Source organism: Cupriavidus sp. 05N40, assembly GCF_056397305.1.
In genome coordinates, this window is sequence record NZ_JBFTND010000182.1 from 1 (window position 1) to 15155 (window position 15155).

Genomic DNA, 15155 nt, shown 5'->3' on the forward strand with positions numbered 1-15155 from the left:
CAAGGAAAGGACACCATGGACAACGGAAGTACCATGACGGTGGCTAACGAATGTGCTGTTGCCTCGTCGCTTGAATCTAGCGGGGTTTATACGGTGGATTAGCGCCAGCGTCAAGGTAGGGTGATTCTGGATGTCTGTCCGGATCCACCGCCAAGCATCGCGGGATCATCACATATTTCGTATGCCACACATTCTCCACCGGCTCTGCCGCAGGGGAGAATCTGTAAGACATTACGCCCGGCCCGGGCTGGGCCCGCCGGGGCGCGAACCCCTTTGAAACATACGCATCACAACAGAATAAGAGGAACCTCCATGCCAACGCAGGATCCCTTGCGCAATCCCCCGGCGGCGTCTGCCGGCCCTTCGCTCGTCGAGCGCGTGTTCAAGCTGAGCGAGCATCAGACCGACGTGCGCACCGAGTTGCTTGCCGGCCTGACGACCTTCCTGACGATGGCCTATATCATCTTCGTCAACCCGAGCATCCTCAGTGACGCCGGCATGCCGAAGGACGCGGTGTTCGTGGCCACCTGCGTGGCGGCGGCGATCGGCACCCTGATCATGGGCTTCTACGCCAACTATCCGATCGCCATGGCGCCGGGGATGGGGCTGAATGCCTACTTTGCCTACACCGTGGTCAAGGGCATGGGTTTTCCGTGGGAGGCCGCGCTTGGCGCGGTATTCATCTCCGGCTGTCTGTTCCTGCTGGTGACCCTGTTCCGTGTGCGCGAGCTGATCGTCAACGGCATCCCGCATTCGATCCGCATCGCCATTACCGCGGGCATCGGGCTCTTCCTTGCCATCGTGGCGCTGAAGAACGCCGGCATCGTCACGGCCAGCCCCGCCACCCTGGTCACCATCGGAGATCTTCACCAGACTCCCGCCATCCTGGCCATCGTCGGCTTCTTCGCCATCGTCGCGCTCGATCACCTCAAGGTCAAAGGCGCCATCCTGATCGGTATCCTGCTGACGACCATCCTCAGCTTCGTGGCGGGCGACAACACCTTCCATGGCGTATTTTCCGCGCCGCCTTCCATCGCCCCGACCCTGCTCAAGCTGGATATTCCCGCCGCGCTCTCGATCGGCATCATCAACGTGGTATTGGTGTTCTTCCTGGTCGAGCTGTTCGATGCCACCGGGACACTGATGGGCGTGGCCAATCGCGCCGGCCTGCTCAAGGCCGGCAAGATGGACCGTCTGAACAAGGCGCTGATGGCCGACAGCACGGCCATCATGGCCGGCTCGTTCCTGGGCACCTCGTCCACCACGGCCTATATCGAGAGCGCCTCGGGCGTCCAGGCCGGCGGCCGCACCGGACTGACGGCGGTGACCGTGGCGGTGCTGTTCCTCGCCTGCCTGTTCATCGCGCCGCTCGCCGGCACCGTGCCCGGCTACGCGACCGCGCCCGCGCTGCTTTATGTCTCCTGCCTGATGCTGCGCGAGCTGGTGGATCTCGACTGGACCGACGCCACCGAAGTCGTGCCGGCCGTGCTGACCGCGCTGGGCATGCCCTTTACCTACTCCGTTGCCAACGGCGTGGCGTTTGGCTTCATCACCTATGCCGGGCTCAAGCTGCTGACGGGCCAGGCCAGGCGCGTTCCGGTCATGGTATGGATCATCGCGGCCGTGTTCGTCTTCAAGTTCTACTACCTTCCCGGCCACTGATCCCGTGGCTGCCGTGCCCGCCAGCCGCGGGCACGGCGCTCCGCGCACGAGCCCGTGCGTACCCGTTTCTGCGTCGCTTCGCGCGCGTGCCGCCGTGGCCCCGGGCGCGGCGACCGTACCCGTTTCTGCGGGCCTGGCCAACCCCGCCCGTGTTCGTCAGGAAACGGAAGCGCGTACCCGTTTCTGCGTACGATGTAAGTGGATAATTACCTGCAATGCCAAGTCGTGTGTAGCAAGGTGCTCATACTAAAGGATGATATTGGGTTGAGCCCCCATACTGAGGGCTGGACAAACTGACCTAAATGCACTGAACTAGAGGCGTGGCAAATTGCGGGGCGCTTCGAGGGCGCCCCTTCTTGACTCCGGCGTTCCGGAGTTTGCGCCGGCTGGCGCAAAGCAACACCAGACATAACGACGGAAACAAAAGTCCCACGCCCGCAGAACGGCCAAGGACTGACCGACCAGACCATCGTCCAGATGGCTTCGCCACCACGGAAGGGAGCGCGCGGATACACGCCCGCCCCACAAGAAAGCAAATAAGAACATCAACGATAAGTGGTAATCGCGAACGTGTAGTGCCGGGGGTGTTGTTCAACGGGGATCACATCATGAATGCAGGAGAAATCCGGCGACCCGCCATGGGAACCATCAGCGAGTCCGCCAGCCTTTCCATTCATCGCGCCTGGACGGCTTTGGGAGAAGCCGCAGCCGAGACGCCACGCCGACACCGTAGCACCGGAGACGCCAATCCGGCCGCCAGCGTCGTCGAAGACTTCCTGAGCCAGGACCGCATGCTGCCGGCACATGCTCGCGCAGCGATCGAACAACTGCTGCAACGCCAGCGCTCGCTCGAAGGTGAACTTTCGCGCCAGCGCAGCCTGCTGCAGGAATGGATTCTCAGCCAGCTCACCTACAAGACGCTCTACTACCGATACTCCGGCCAGTCTCCCGACGCGCCCCGCAGCGAATTGCTGCGCGAGAAAGACCTGGTGCGCCGACGCATCCGCGATCAGCTCCAGGCCGGTGGCGAGCATGCCGCCATTCTCGGTGAGCAGTCCCGCAGTCTGTCCAAGCCGTAATGCCGACGTTGCGCATGGGGGAAGCCCCCCAACCGGCTCAGCTCGACCGCACCCATGGCCCGCATCGAAGCGAGGCCGCGGTGCAAGCCGGAATCATCAAGATGCTCAACGGCAGGGAGAACGCTATGGACCGACTGTGCAAGGTGGCGACACGCACCGCACAGGTGCTGGTCGTGTCGCGCCACGAACCCTATGGATTCGATCCGGCCCAGTTCGGGTCTGGCTGGGAGATTCGCCATATCCAGCAGATCCGCGACCTGAGCCGCGTGGTACGAGGCAGCGCGCCGATGGCAGGCGTGCTCGACCTCGAGAACGAGTACAGCGATGCCGAGCTGGCGCAGCTCGAGCAAAGCCTGCAGTACCTGCACGTGATGTGGGTGGCGATCACCTCGTCGCGCATGCTCGAAGACGAGCGCGTGCGCCGGCTGATCCGCGATTACTGCGTCGATTATGTGCGCACGCCGTTCTCGTTCAGCGAACTGCTTTACACCCTCAAGCACGCCCACGGCATGGCCTGCCTGCACGGCGCGCGCAGCCACGAACTGATCGGCCACGGCCCGATGATCGGCGAGTGCGCGGCCATGCGCGCCATGTTCCGCTCGCTGGCCAAGGTGGCGCACAACGAGGCGCCCGTCTTTATCTCGGGCGAATCGGGCACCGGCAAGGAGCTCGCCGCGCAAGCCGTGCACGAGGCGTCGAGCCGGCGCAAGGGCCCGTTCGTGGCGATCAACTGCGGCGCGATCCCGCCGCACCTCGTGCAATCCGAGCTGTTCGGCTACGAGAAAGGCGCCTTCACTGGCGCCAACCAGCGCAAGATCGGCTGGATCGAGCAGGCCCAGGGCGGCACGCTGTTTCTCGATGAGATCGGCGACCTCCCGCTGGAAAGCCAGGTTGCCCTGCTGCGCTTCCTTCAGCAAGGCACCATCACCCGGCTCGGGGGCCACCAGTCGATTCCGTTGGACCTGCGCATCATCTCGGCCACGCACGTGGACCTGGTCGCCGCGCAGTCGGACGGACGCTTCCGTTCCGACCTGTTCCACCGGCTATGCGTGCTGACCTTGTCGATCCCGCCCCTGCGCGAGCGCGGCGAGGACATCCTGCTGCTGGCCAACGCCGTGCTCGCCGAGCATGGACACGAGGCGCACCGGCGTATCCGTGGCTTCTCGCCATGTTCCACGCAGGCGATGATGCAGTACGAATGGCCGGGCAATGTGCGCGAGCTGATCAACCGGGTGCGACGCGCCATCGTGATGACGGACAACCGCAAGATCACCGCGGAAGACCTGCAGCTGCACGGCGGCACGGATGCCCCGCGCAAGACGCTGGATGCCATCCGCGAGGAAGCCGAGCGCGAGGCGATCCGCACCGTGATGGCCAGTCACGGCTTCCACGTGGTACCGGCCGCGCGCGAGCTCAACGTGTCGCGGGTCACGCTCTACCGGCTGATGCACAAGCACAATATCCGCATCGAGGCGCGCCCGGGAGCAGGCGAATAGCGCTCGTCAGGCGGCATTGAAAAAAGCGGGCTGCGGCCCGCTTTTCTTATCCGCTCCCCGGCACCCCCTAGAACGTATAGGGAAAGCGCAGCGACACCGTGTAGTTCGGCGCGTCCGGCGTCAGGCCGATGCCGAACGCGGTGCTGACCGACAGGCCCTTGGTGATGACGTGGTTGAAGCCGAACGTCATCGTCGCCACATTGGCGCGGCTGCCGATCACGGTCTGCGTCACGCCCGACGTGGTGACCTGCGTGCTGCCCGAGAAGGCCGCATTGAACGCCAGCGACATCGACGTGCGGTCGTTGAGCGCGAGCGCCAGGCCGCCGCCGAAGCCGATGGTGTCGCCCAGCTTCACGTCGGCCGGCGTGACCTGGCCCTGCACCGACGAGATATCGCTCACCGAGCGCTTGATGTTGTAGGTGTAGCTCGCATTGGCGAACAGCACCACCGGGTCGTAGGTCTTGAGCACCGACAGGCCGGCGGTGACCGCCCACACGCCGTTGCCCGTGGGCAACTGGTCGGCGATATTGAGGTTGTTGTTGTTCCGGTCGGCCGACACCAGCTTGATGCCGAACGGTGTGCGCCCGGTTGGCGCGCGCACGCGCACGCTGCCCACCACGTCCGGCGCCGCGCCGCTCTCGCGCAGGAACTGGTAGTACACGCCCATGCTGACGTCGGCCAGCGCGGTGGTGCTGAGCGTGGCGTCCGACAGGCTCGAGGCCGAGCCCCCCGCGCCGCCCGAGATGAAGTTGGTACTGCGGTAGGTCACCGGCACGTCGAAATCCATCGACAGGCGGTCGGTCAGGCCGTAGCGCGCGATGGTGTCGTAGGTGAGCGTGTGCGACTTGGTCTGGTTCAGGTTGATGGTGCCGAGGAAGATCGCATCGAGCGCGAGAAAGCCTGACAGCGACAGCGCTCGCCGGTCGTAATAGCTGTAGACGAAACCGCTGTCGATGGTCAGGCGCCGCTCGAACAAAGGCGCATGCTCGGTCTGGTAGACCAGGTCCTTGCTTTGTACGCGCGCCTGCTGCTGCGTCTCGCGCGCATCGGAGCCCACCACCTGCGCGCTCGTGCCGCTTGCGCCGATTGCGGTGCCGCCCGCGGACGTGGATGGAGTCGCCTCCTGTGCCAAGGAGGGAACACCGGCAGCGGCCATGGCGCTGCTGGCGTTCCCGTCGGCACTGCTCCCCGTTCCCCCCGCTACCCCTCGCCCGCGCGCCCCGACCATTTCCAGGTCGTTCAGGCGCTGCTCGAGAGCCTTGATGGTCTGTTCCTGTTTCTCGACCAGTTCTGTCAGTCGTTCGATCCGCTCGTCCGCGCTCGGCTGCCGGGCGCCAACCTGCGCGTACGCAGCCGCGGAGAGCAGGGTACCCGCGACGGTACCCAGCACAGCGAATTCGGTCTTCATCTTTCCCCCCGGAAATCTGAATGCGCGTGAAGCGGGTGCGCCAGCCCTAGGCATGCAGCGATTATCGTCGCATCGATGCGATTGCCGCTAGTGCGTCGCGCATGCTGGATTGCGTCAGTTGCCGGATCGTCAATTGCTGCACCTGCAGCGTGATATTGGTGAGGTTGAGCACCTGTTGCGCGTCGCCCGTGATGCGCGCGGTCTGCATCAGGCTGCCGCTTTGCGCGTTCTGGGTGGCGCTCCCCGCCGCCGACTGGATCGCCACCGATATCCCGCCGCCAGGGTTGACCGTGGCGCTGGCCGTCATGCCGTTGGCCTGCGCCTGCTGCGGCAGGGTACCGTTGCCAGCCGCAGGCGACTGCGCGACGATGGGCGTGGTCTGCGTGGTGATGGTGCTGACGTTGCTGACCGAATTGCCATCGCCCGCGATCTGCGTCACCTGCCCGACCCCCGCCGCCTGCACCGCGGAGCTGGCCACGCCGCCATTGCCTTGCACCGTGCCGCCCGCCAGGCTTTGCACGCGTGCCGACAGGCTCGCGCTGGCCTGCGCCACGGCCGCGCCCGCCGCCAGGTTGGCCGCCGCCACGCGCGCAGTTGCCGTGGCGACCGCGTTGTCGTTCTRCCAGCGCGACACCATCTCCACCATGAAGCCGCTGACCAGGCTGGCCCCGAGGTATTTGCCGCGCACGCCCGCCAGTTCCTCGTCGGACACCAGCTCGGCCATCACCGGCGCGCCGACGATGTCGCCGACGTCGTCGGCGGCCGAAGCCGCGCGCGTCGGCGCCGCGGCCATCGCCATGCCGGCGGAGCAAGTCAGGCAGAAGAGGCGCAGCGCGGTGTCCATGTCAGAAGTAATCCATCCGGATCAGGCCGAAATCCAGCGCCGCCGGCACCATCCCCCCGGCCAGGGCGGCGTTGGTCCGGTCGCGCAGGGCCGGCGCGGCGAAGTCCAGCAGCGGCGAGTTCGGATCGAACGGCCGGCCGACGATGGCGAACACCAGCCCGTTCCAGTTGGCCGCGAAATCTTCTTCCTTGATGATGCGGTTGCCAAGCGCCGGATCGGCAACGAACACGCGTCCGTCGATCGCCCTGCGTACCACCACGAAGTGCAGGTAGCCGTTGACGTCGAGCAAGGTGATGACCGGGATCTTGAGTTGCCGCAGCGCGCTGTAGTCCACGCGGAAGCCCCGTCCGCGCAGCCCCAGCGTCTCCACGTAGTTGCGCATGTCGAGCATGGAGAAACCGTTTTTGACGACGGTATCGGCATCCGAGATGCGCAGCATGTCTTCCACGATCTTCGGCTCGGCCAGGTCGAGGCCGTAACCGTAGCGCAACAGCGTGCCTACCGCCGCCGCGCCGCAACTGAAGTCGAGCTGCTGGCGCATCATGTTCTGATAGCGCATTTCCAGCATGCTCTTGACCGGCTTCCTGAGCATCGGCTGGCCATCGAGGTTGATGGTCATCGTGCTCTGCCCGCTGGCGCCGAACGCCGCCGACAGCAACAGGCATGCCCCGGCCACGCGAAATAACGCGCGCATCTTGCTACCTCCCTCGGGCTGGATGAGCCGGTCCCCCCCGTGCCCGGCTCTCCCTCCACTGCTTTTTACTGCGTACCGCGGTGCCTTGCGGCGTACTGCTCCACTCAGCGCGTCGCCGTGGAGATGGCGAGCCCGTTGCTCTGCGCGTTGCCCGCGCCGGCAGCGATATTGACGCCGATATTGCCCACTGCGTTGGCCAGGGCGCCGCCGGCGAGGTTGGCGGCATTGTTCGGCTTGCAGCCGCACATCGACAGATCGTTGCCGTAGGTGGCCTGGTCGTTCGACGCGGTCGCCTTGGCCAGCACGCCGACCGGTTGCCCGCCCCGGCCGGTGTAGCCGCTGCCGGTATTGACCGAGGCCGCCAGCGCGTTGCTCTGCAGGTTGCCGGCGCCGGCAGCGATATTCACGCCGACATTGCCCTTGGCCCCGGCGAGCATATTGTCCGCCATGGTGGCGCTGTTGGCCGCGCCGACCATATGCACGCCATTGCCGGCGGTCTTCTGGCTGGAGAACACCTGCGCGGAGGCGAACACATCCGATGCATCGATGCTCGCCAGCGCAGCCTGGTTGGACTGGCCGTTACCCGCGCCGGCGGCAATGTTCACGCCGATATTGCCCTGCGCGTTGAAGAGCGCGTTGCCGCCGCCGAACGCGGTGTTGCTGGACGAGCCCATGCGCACGTTGTTGTCACGGGCGCTTTGCTGGCTGTTGACCACCGCGCCCGACTCGGACTTGAACTTGATATCCCCCCAGGCAAAGCCGAAGCCGCGCACATAGATGTCGTTGCTGATGGCAGTCTGGTTGAAGATGTCGGCGTCGTCGGGGCGATCGAAATAGCTGAATCCACCTGCAAATGCGCTGGTAGACAGCGCCATCATCGCTGCGATGGCGAGGATTTTCGTTTTCATGATTTTCTCCTTCCCTTTTTAGAAAAAAGTGCCCGCCGGGGGACGGAGCACAAATACGTTGGATGAGACATTCCCCGATCCGGCCGTCTGGTTCAGCTGCACCAGGCCCGTCGCGTTGCGGTAGGCATCCGGCTGGATGACTGCCTCGCGGGGTCCTGAGGCGTGGCCCGCTGAACCCGGGCGACTCCCTCCGGCCGATTCGGCGGCCAGCAAGCCGTCCGAGATGGCCTCGATCCTTACCGCGGCGGACGGTGCCAGTACCGCCGCATTGCCCTGCAGATTGCCGTTGCCGCTGGCCACGTTTGCCGAGAGCAGCCCGCTGCCGCTGGCGAAGGCGCCGTTGCCGATGCGGCTGACGGCACCGGCCGCGGGTGCAACCGCGGCGGCGCGCTGCACCGACAGCACTTCCGCGGCACCGGTGCCGATCGCGGCCTGGTTGGTCTGCGCATTGCCGATGCCGGCGGCCACGTTGACGGCGGCGCGCCCGCTCGCACCGGCAAGCGCGCCCGGATCGATGCCGGCGCTGTCCACGCCCGGGACCTGCGCATGGCCCTGCGCGCAACCCAGCGCCAGCGCGGCGCAGACGATGACCGGAGCCCGTGTCATGGATGGGCTCCTGCAGCAAGCGGCGCCAGTCCGCGCAACAAGGCGCCGCTCATGTTTCCGGTAGCCTGCGCCACTTGTCCCGCGATACCGCCCGTGGCGCCTGCCGTGCCGCTGCCCGTGGCCAGGCCCTGCAACTGGCCTGGCTGGCCGGCGAGCAGGCCGGCCACGGCCTGGCCGGCGCCAGGCACGGCGCGGCCGGCGGTGCTGCGACCCACCGCGGCAGCGAGATCGCTGTCGGTCAGGTCGCTCACCACGGCGGCGGCGGATTGTTCGAAGCGTTTGGACGGAAACGGCTCGACAGCGGCAGCTATCGGCATGTCCCCCGACGGTATGCCGCGATAGGCAATGCGCGGCTCGACGCTGCGCAGTACGACGATATCGCCTGGTTCTGCAAGCGCGCAGATGGGAGCAAAGGCGGCGACAAAAGCTGCAAGACCGATGGCGCAGGTCGCGCCAGCCGATAAGAGCGCCTTCGTGCCGTCATTCGTGCAGGCGGCTGACGCATGGCAGAACTCACTCCCGCGTTGTAGGACTCGTCGCGTCATTTTTTTATGTCTCCCTGCCGGTGAGAGAGCGACAAGCGTGCCAATCCCCGCAAAACCAGCACTGGCGCCGGCTCTCGGGTGGTATACGGCCACGCGCGGAAGTTCCCCGCGGAGGCGGGAACATTTTGGTTGCAGCGCTGAAACGCGCGTTTGCGGCCGTGGCTGGCGGGCGCTGCCCGCCAGCGGCTGCACGGCTTTGCTGCATCAGGCGCCGGGCCTGCCATGGCGTGGCCCGGAAGGCCGCCCGGCTTTGGTTGCAGCGTTGTAACAGGCCATTCCATGGCCAACTGGTCTGACCGCGGCCGCAACGTTCACGCAGAAACGGGTACGCCGCGCGCTTGCAGTGGGGCGCAGGAAGTGGCGCAGGACGTGGCGCGGACGCACGAAGGCGGGCGCAATCGCTGGTGTATCAAGGCGCCGCGCAATGCGCCGGAGCGCGGGCCGTGCGGCCCGCCTAGCGTGCCGGCAAGGTGCCGGCCTGGGCGGCCGCTTCGCTGGAGATCGGCTTCGGGCCTGGCTGGCTGCGCTCGCAGCCCGTGGCGGCGAGCAGGCCGAACGCCAGCAGGACAGCGATGCCAAGCCAGCGCGTGGTGATCCGGTTCATGGTGCCTCCTTGTGACAGGGAAACAGCCTCGGTGCTGGAGGAAGACTGGGCGGACGGCGGCCTGCGCGACGGCGAGCCGCCCGCCTTCCAGTCTAGCCTCTGGCCGCCCGCCCGCGGCTTGGGCAAAGCGCGCAGGCGGCTGTATCATGGACTTTCGGACGCATAACAAGAACGGGAGAGCCTCACTGGAGTCTCATCATGTTGCGCTATGCCGCGCTCTTCTTCGTGATCGCCGTGGTCGCCGCGCTGTTCGGCTTTGGCGGCGTCTCCGCCGGAGCGGCCCAGGTCGCCAAGCTCTTGTTCATCGTCTTCCTCGTGCTGTTCATGGTCTCGCTCATCTGGGGCCTGCGCAAGGAGCGCTAGCCGTGCTCGTGCAGCTTTCGCCGCCAAACCTCCGGACCCCAGCGTGAATCCCGCCGACACCCCTCGCCGCCCCCTGGACCCGAAGACCCCCAGGCCCCGCCCGGGCCACTGGTTGCCGGACCGCCACACCGCCGCGCGTACCGCCAGCGTGGTGCTGGCCGCGATCCGCTCGTGGCTGGCCCATCGCGCCGCCAGCAAAGGCGCGGCGCTCTCGTTCTATATGCTGTTCTCGATGGCACCGATCCTGGTGCTGGTGATTTCCATCGCCGGCATCTTCTTTGGCGCGGAAGCCGCGCGTGGCGAGATCTTCGCCCAGATCGACGACCTCGTCGGCGCGCAGGGCGCGGCCGCCATCCAGCAGATCCTGGCGGCCACGCACCGGGCCGGTGGCAGCGGCCTGGCCACTGCCATCGCCACCGGCATCCTGTTCGTCGGCGCCACCAGCGCCTTCGCCGAGCTCAAGGGCAGCCTGGACGAGATCTGGGCCGCGCCGGTGCCGCAAGGCGCGGGCTGGCAGCAATTGCTGCGCGCGCGGCTGTTGTCGTTCAGCCTGGTGCTGGTGCTTGCCTTCATGCTGCTGGTATCGCTGATCGTCAACGCCGCGCTGGCCGTGGTGGAACGCTTCTGGGGGCAGATGTGGACACAGTCGTGGTTCGCGCCGGTGGCCGACGTGCTCTCCACCGCGTTTTCCTTCGCCGTGGTCACCCTGCTGTTCGCGGTCATCTTCAAGATGCTGCCCAATGCGCGCATCGCCTGGCGCGACGTGATCATGGGCGCGATCATCACTGCGCTGCTGTTCTCGATGGGAAAGCGGCTGATCGGCCTCTATCTCGGCAACAGCGCGGTGGCGACCTCCTACGGTGCTGCCGGTTCGGTGGTGGCGCTGATGTTATGGGTGTACTACTCGGCGCAAATTTTCTTCTTCGGGGCCGAGCTTACGCGCCAGTACGCCCTGCAGTTCGGCAGCTTGCGGGGGCAAAACGCCGCCTCGCCACCCGATCAGCACGCCGCTGGCCCCGCGAACCGGTAAAATACCGCCCGATTCCCTTCGTGCATGCCCGCAGTGCCCGGCGCCCGACCGCAAGCTGATGGTCYCGCCGGCCCCTGGCGCCGGTCCGCTGCGCCCCGGGCCCCTTCCATCTTCTGTTTGCCGAATCCACTGCCGTGAGCTCGCTCGTATCCGAAATTGCGCGTCGTCGCACCTTTGCCATCATTTCGCACCCTGACGCGGGTAAGACGACCCTGACCGAAAAACTGCTGTGGTTCGGCGGCGCCATCCAGGTCGCCGGCGAAGTGCGCGCGCGCAAGGCGGATCGCCACGCCACTTCCGACTGGATGGAGCTGGAAAAGCAGCGCGGCATCTCGGTGACCTCCTCGGTGATGCAGTTCCCGTACCGCGAGAACATCGTCAACCTGCTCGACACCCCGGGCCACGAAGACTTCTCCGAAGACACCTACCGCACGCTGACCGCGGTGGACTCCGCGGTGATGGTGATCGATTCCGTCAACGGCGTGGAAGCGCAGACCATCAAGCTGCTCAACGTCTGCCGCCTGCGCGACACGCCGATCATCACCTTCATCAACAAGCTCGACCGCGAAGGCCGCTCGCCCATCGAGTTGCTCGACGAGATCGAGGACGTGCTGAAGATGCAGTGCGCGCCGATGACATGGCCGATCGGCATGGGCAAGTCCTTCCGCGGCGTGTACCACCTGATCGATGACCGCGTGCAGCTGTTCGACCCGCACGGCGAGAAGGGTACCTCCGCCATGGTCGACGGGCTGGACAACCCCGAGCTGGACCGCGTGCTGGGCAGCCAGGCGGAAGAGCTGCGCATCGAGATCGAACTCGTGCGCGGTGCTTCGCACGCCTTCGACAAGGACGCCTTCCTCTGCGGCAAGCAGACCCCGGTCTACTTCGGCTCGGCCATCAATAATTTCGGCGTGCAGTCCCTGCTCGACGCGCTGTGCGAACTCGCGCCGCCGCCGCAGGCGCGCAACACCGAGACGCGCGTGGTGGAGCCGGACGAAACCAAGTTCACCGGCTTCGTGTTCAAGATCCAGGCCAATATGGACCCGCGCCACCGCGACCGCATCGCCTTCGTGCGCGTGTGCTCGGGACGCTTCGAGCGCGGCATGAAACTGCTGCACGTGTCCACCGGCAAGACCGTGGCCATCAACAACGCCATCACCTTCATGGCGCAGGACCGCAACACCACCGAGGAAGCCTACTCCGGCGACATCATCGGCGTGCCCAACCACGGCACCATCCGCCTGGGTGACGTGTTCACCGAAGGCGAGGCGCTCAAGTTCACGGGCATCCCGTCGTTTGCACCGGAATTCTTCCGCCGCGCGCGCCTGAACAACCCGCTCAAGGTCAAGCAGCTGCAGAAGGGCCTGCAGCAGCTGGCCGAGGAAGGCGCCACGCAGATGTTCCGTCCCATTGCTTCCAACGACCTGGTGCTGGGTGCCGTGGGTATTCTGCAGTTCGACGTGGTGGCGCACCGCCTGGAGCACGAATACGGCGTGGACGCGATCTTCGAATCGCATGAATGCGCCACGGCGCGCTGGCTCAAGGGCGATCCGGCCGAGATCGAGAAGCTGATCGAGAAGGCCGGCCACAACGTCGCGCTGGATGGCGCCGGCGATCACGTCTATCTCGCGCCGAGCATGGTGAACCTGCGCCTGACGCAGGAGCGCTTTCCCAAGGTCGAGTTCAAGGAAACGCGCGAGATCGTCTGAGCCCCGCGGGCTTCGCAGCGTCACGCTGCGCCCCGCCGCCAGGCCTGCATCCGCATACACGCCCGCCAGCGCGAACGGCACCAGCCGCGTGAGCGTGCTGACGCCGATCGGTGCCTGCGCGCGGGACTGGAAGCGAAAACGGCGCCCCGGGGCGCCGTTTTCTTGCTGCGGGATGCCGGCTTAGTAAGCCAGCGAAGCCTGGATGTAGAACGTGCGCGGCATGCCCACGTACTTGCCCGCGTTGTTGTCGGTCGAGCGGGTGAAGTAGCGGCGGTCGAACAGGTTCTTCACGCCCACGGCGATCTTCAGGTTCTGCGCCGCCTTGCCGAAGTCATAGCCCAGGCGCATGTTCACCAGCGCGTAGCCCGGGATATCGCCCAGCGCGCCATTGGCGCTCTCGGCGGTCTGGTAAGTGGCCGACGTGCTCGGGTCGCCCGGCGAACGCTGCTTGGACTGCGCGAAGGTGTCCACGTTGAGCATCCAGCGGTTGCGCAGGTATCGCATGCCCAGCGTCGCCACGTGGCGCGAGTAGAACGGCAGGTCGCGGCCGGCGAAATTGCCCTGGTTGTAGGTCGCGTCGGTGAACGTGTAGGTGGCGTACGCCGACAGGCCGATCAGGGTCTTCGACAGCGTGCCGAAGTCGTAGCGCAGTGACGATTCGACGCCGCGGTGCGTGGTCGCGCCGAGGTTGGTCCACGCGTCCGGCGCGCCGCCGGTGCCGCCGCGCAGCTGCAGTTCGTCGTCGAAGTCGATGTTGAACAGCGTCAGCTCGCCGCCCCAGCCGTTGGCGTTGAAGTGCGTGCCGACCTCATAGGTCTTGGCCTTCTCCGGCGTCAGGCCGTTGGTGGTCGAGGCGATCTGGAAGTACTGCAGCGGGCCGAACGACACGCCCGCGTTGGCGAACAGCGTCCAGTTGTCGCTCACGTGGTACATCACGGCCAGCGAGGGCAGCGGCTCGTTGGACGAGACATCGGTGCGCACGTTGGTGAAGCGGTCGGTCAGGTTCGAGCGAATGAACTCGTAGCGCAGGCCCGGCGTGATGGTCCAGTTGCCGATGTTGATGGTGTCGTCGATGTAGACCGCATTGGCGGTGGTGCCGCCGGTGCGCCACTGGTAGACCGGCGAGGCCAGGTCCGGCGCGTTCACCGAGCCCGGCGTGTAGAAGCTCGTGCGGCTTGCCTGTTCGTCGCTGGCCTCGCGCAGGTAGCGGTAGCCCACGCTGACTTCGTTGCTGACGTCGCCGGTGCGGAACAGCTGCGAGTAGCGCGGCTCGATCGCGAACGTGTGGTAGTTGCGCGGCGCGGCGGTCAGGCGGCGCTGGCTGGCCTGGGCGCCCGTGCCCTGTTGCTCGATGTTGCTGCCGCGGAAGCTGTCCGTGTAGTACGTCAGCACTTCGAACTTGCGGTCCTTGTCGTTGTGCGCGTACTTGAACGAGAAATCGTTGCGGCGGCCGCTGAAGTTGTCGAAGGGGCGCACCGACTGGAACGGGTTGGCCGCGTACTGCGCCGACGTCAGGCCGCCGGGCATGCCGGCGTTGCCCTCGTAGTAGTAGAAGGCGGCGCTCAGCTCGTCGGCCGGCGTGATGCGGTAGGAACCCTTGAGGATCAGGTCGTCGATGCTGACGTGGTCGTTGCTCTCGCGGAAGCCGTTGCCATGCACGCCGGAGTACAGCAGCGCGCCGCCCAGGCCGTTTTCAGCGGTGCCGCCGATGAATGCGCTCGGGGTGGTCTTGACGCTGCCGCCATGGGAGTAGATGTCGGTTTCGACCGAGGCATCCGCGGCGAACGTCTTCGGGATCGCGCGCGTCACGAAGTTGATGATGCCGCCCACGTTCTGCGGGCCATAGCGCACGGAGCCTGCGCCGCGCACCACGTCGACCGCGTCCAGGTTGCCCAGCGCCACCGGCGCCATCGACAGCTGCGGCTGGCCGTAGGGCGCCACCGCCAGCGGGATGCCGTCCATCAGGATGGTCGAGCGCGGCGACAGGCGCGAGGCCAGGCCGCGCACGCCCACGTTCAGCGATATATCGCTGCCGCCGGTGCCGTTGCTCTCCTGCACCTGCACGCCCGGGATCTGGCRCAGCACGTCGCGCACATTGCTGGCGCCGCTTTGGGCGAAGGTCTCGCGCTCGACGATGGTGCGGGCGCCGGGGTGCTCCAGCACCTTGGTCTCGCTGGGATTTTCCAGCCAGTTGCCCACCACGGTGA

14 protein-coding genes are annotated in these 15155 nt (G+C 66.3%); 6 read left to right on the forward strand and 8 right to left on the reverse strand.

Annotated elements, in window-relative coordinates; genetic code table 11:
* Positions 1-312 precede the first annotated feature (312 nt).
* The 3 genes from AC1DO7_RS31350 to AC1DO7_RS31360 all read left to right on the forward strand — a co-directional run bounded on the left by AC1DO7_RS31350 (position 313) and on the right by AC1DO7_RS31360 (position 4237).
* Entirely contained in the window at positions 313-1662 is a 1350-nt protein-coding gene (locus AC1DO7_RS31350) for an NCS2 family permease (RefSeq protein ID WP_441611793.1), read from the forward strand.
* Between the two features lie 638 nt (positions 1663-2300).
* On the forward strand, positions 2301-2741 hold the full coding sequence (locus AC1DO7_RS31355; RefSeq protein WP_441611794.1) for a hypothetical protein: 441 nt from the start codon (positions 2301-2303) through the stop codon (positions 2739-2741).
* A 125-nt stretch (positions 2742-2866) separates the two neighbouring features.
* Positions 2867-4237 (forward strand): sigma 54-interacting transcriptional regulator, encoded by a 1371-nt coding sequence (locus AC1DO7_RS31360; protein ID WP_441611795.1) that lies wholly within the window; start codon positions 2867-2869, stop codon positions 4235-4237.
* Positions 4238-4304: 67 nt separating this feature from the next.
* Here the strand turns inward: AC1DO7_RS31360 and AC1DO7_RS31365 are convergent, their stop codons facing one another.
* The 7 genes from AC1DO7_RS31365 to AC1DO7_RS31395 all read right to left on the reverse strand — a co-directional run bounded on the left by AC1DO7_RS31365 (position 4305) and on the right by AC1DO7_RS31395 (position 9846).
* A complete protein-coding gene (locus tag AC1DO7_RS31365) occupies positions 4305-5645 on the reverse strand; it encodes a transporter (protein ID WP_441611796.1) in 1341 nt (446 codons plus the stop codon).
* Positions 5646-5706: 61 nt separating this feature from the next.
* On the reverse strand, positions 5707-6489 hold the full coding sequence (locus tag AC1DO7_RS31370) for a hypothetical protein (RefSeq protein ID WP_477116971.1): 783 nt from the start codon (positions 6487-6489) through the stop codon (positions 5707-5709).
* 1 nt (position 6490) lies between these two features.
* The gene (locus tag AC1DO7_RS31375) at positions 6491-7183 is read right to left on the reverse strand and encodes a C39 family peptidase (RefSeq protein ID WP_441643111.1); all 693 of its coding nucleotides are present in this window, start codon (positions 7181-7183) and stop codon (positions 6491-6493) included.
* Positions 7184-7287: 104 nt separating this feature from the next.
* Entirely contained in the window at positions 7288-8091 is an 804-nt protein-coding gene (locus AC1DO7_RS31380) for a hypothetical protein (RefSeq protein WP_441611799.1), read from the reverse strand.
* An 18-nt stretch (positions 8092-8109) separates the two neighbouring features.
* Positions 8110-8697: a hypothetical protein gene (locus tag AC1DO7_RS31385; RefSeq protein WP_441611800.1), complete on the reverse strand. Its 588-nt coding sequence runs from the start codon at positions 8695-8697 to the stop codon at positions 8110-8112.
* Positions 8694-9014 (reverse strand): hypothetical protein, encoded by a 321-nt coding sequence (locus tag AC1DO7_RS31390; protein ID WP_441611801.1) that lies wholly within the window; start codon positions 9012-9014, stop codon positions 8694-8696. The genes AC1DO7_RS31385 and AC1DO7_RS31390 overlap by 4 nt, the downstream gene beginning before the upstream one ends.
* Before the next feature lie 682 nt (positions 9015-9696).
* On the reverse strand, positions 9697-9846 hold the full coding sequence (locus tag AC1DO7_RS31395) for a hypothetical protein (RefSeq protein WP_441611802.1): 150 nt from the start codon (positions 9844-9846) through the stop codon (positions 9697-9699).
* A gap of 198 nt (positions 9847-10044) precedes the next feature.
* On the opposite strand from AC1DO7_RS31395, the gene AC1DO7_RS31400 reads away from it, so the two are divergent.
* From AC1DO7_RS31400 to AC1DO7_RS31410, 3 genes are all read left to right on the forward strand, one after another.
* Positions 10045-10209: a DUF1328 domain-containing protein gene (locus AC1DO7_RS31400; protein WP_441611803.1), complete on the forward strand. Its 165-nt coding sequence runs from the start codon at positions 10045-10047 to the stop codon at positions 10207-10209.
* A 43-nt stretch (positions 10210-10252) separates the two neighbouring features.
* Positions 10253-11239 carry a YihY/virulence factor BrkB family protein gene (locus AC1DO7_RS31405; protein WP_441611804.1) on the forward strand — a complete coding sequence of 329 codons (987 nt, stop codon included), beginning with the start codon at positions 10253-10255 and terminating at the stop codon, positions 11237-11239.
* A gap of 134 nt (positions 11240-11373) precedes the next feature.
* Positions 11374-12948: a peptide chain release factor 3 gene (locus tag AC1DO7_RS31410; protein WP_441611805.1), complete on the forward strand. Its 1575-nt coding sequence runs from the start codon at positions 11374-11376 to the stop codon at positions 12946-12948.
* 180 nt (positions 12949-13128) lie between these two features.
* Here the strand turns inward: AC1DO7_RS31410 and AC1DO7_RS31415 are convergent.
* The coding region (locus AC1DO7_RS31415; protein ID WP_477116972.1) for a TonB-dependent receptor family protein at positions 13129-15155 on the reverse strand (2027 nt) is incomplete at its 5' end.

Excerpts from the sequence above, each read along its gene's own strand:
- AC1DO7_RS31350 (WP_441611793.1), top strand. The coding sequence starts at position 313 with ATGCCAACGCAGGATCCCTTGCGCAATCCCCCGGCGGCGTCTGCCGGC.
- AC1DO7_RS31355 (WP_441611794.1), top strand. The coding sequence starts at position 2,301 with ATGGGAACCATCAGCGAGTCCGCCAGCCTTTCCATTCATCGCGCCTGG.
- AC1DO7_RS31360 (WP_441611795.1), top strand. The coding sequence starts at position 2,867 with ATGGACCGACTGTGCAAGGTGGCGACACGCACCGCACAGGTGCTGGTC.
- AC1DO7_RS31365 (WP_441611796.1), bottom strand. The coding sequence starts at position 5,645 with ATGAAGACCGAATTCGCTGTGCTGGGTACCGTCGCGGGTACCCTGCTC.
- AC1DO7_RS31375 (WP_441643111.1), bottom strand. The coding sequence starts at position 7,183 with ATGCGCGCGTTATTTCGCGTGGCCGGGGCATGCCTGTTGCTGTCGGCG.
- AC1DO7_RS31380 (WP_441611799.1), bottom strand. The coding sequence starts at position 8,091 with ATGAAAACGAAAATCCTCGCCATCGCAGCGATGATGGCGCTGTCTACC.
- AC1DO7_RS31385 (WP_441611800.1), bottom strand. The coding sequence starts at position 8,697 with ATGACACGGGCTCCGGTCATCGTCTGCGCCGCGCTGGCGCTGGGTTGC.
- AC1DO7_RS31390 (WP_441611801.1), bottom strand. The coding sequence starts at position 9,014 with ATGCCGATAGCTGCCGCTGTCGAGCCGTTTCCGTCCAAACGCTTCGAA.
- AC1DO7_RS31395 (WP_441611802.1), bottom strand. The coding sequence starts at position 9,846 with ATGAACCGGATCACCACGCGCTGGCTTGGCATCGCTGTCCTGCTGGCG.
- AC1DO7_RS31400 (WP_441611803.1), top strand. The coding sequence starts at position 10,045 with ATGTTGCGCTATGCCGCGCTCTTCTTCGTGATCGCCGTGGTCGCCGCG.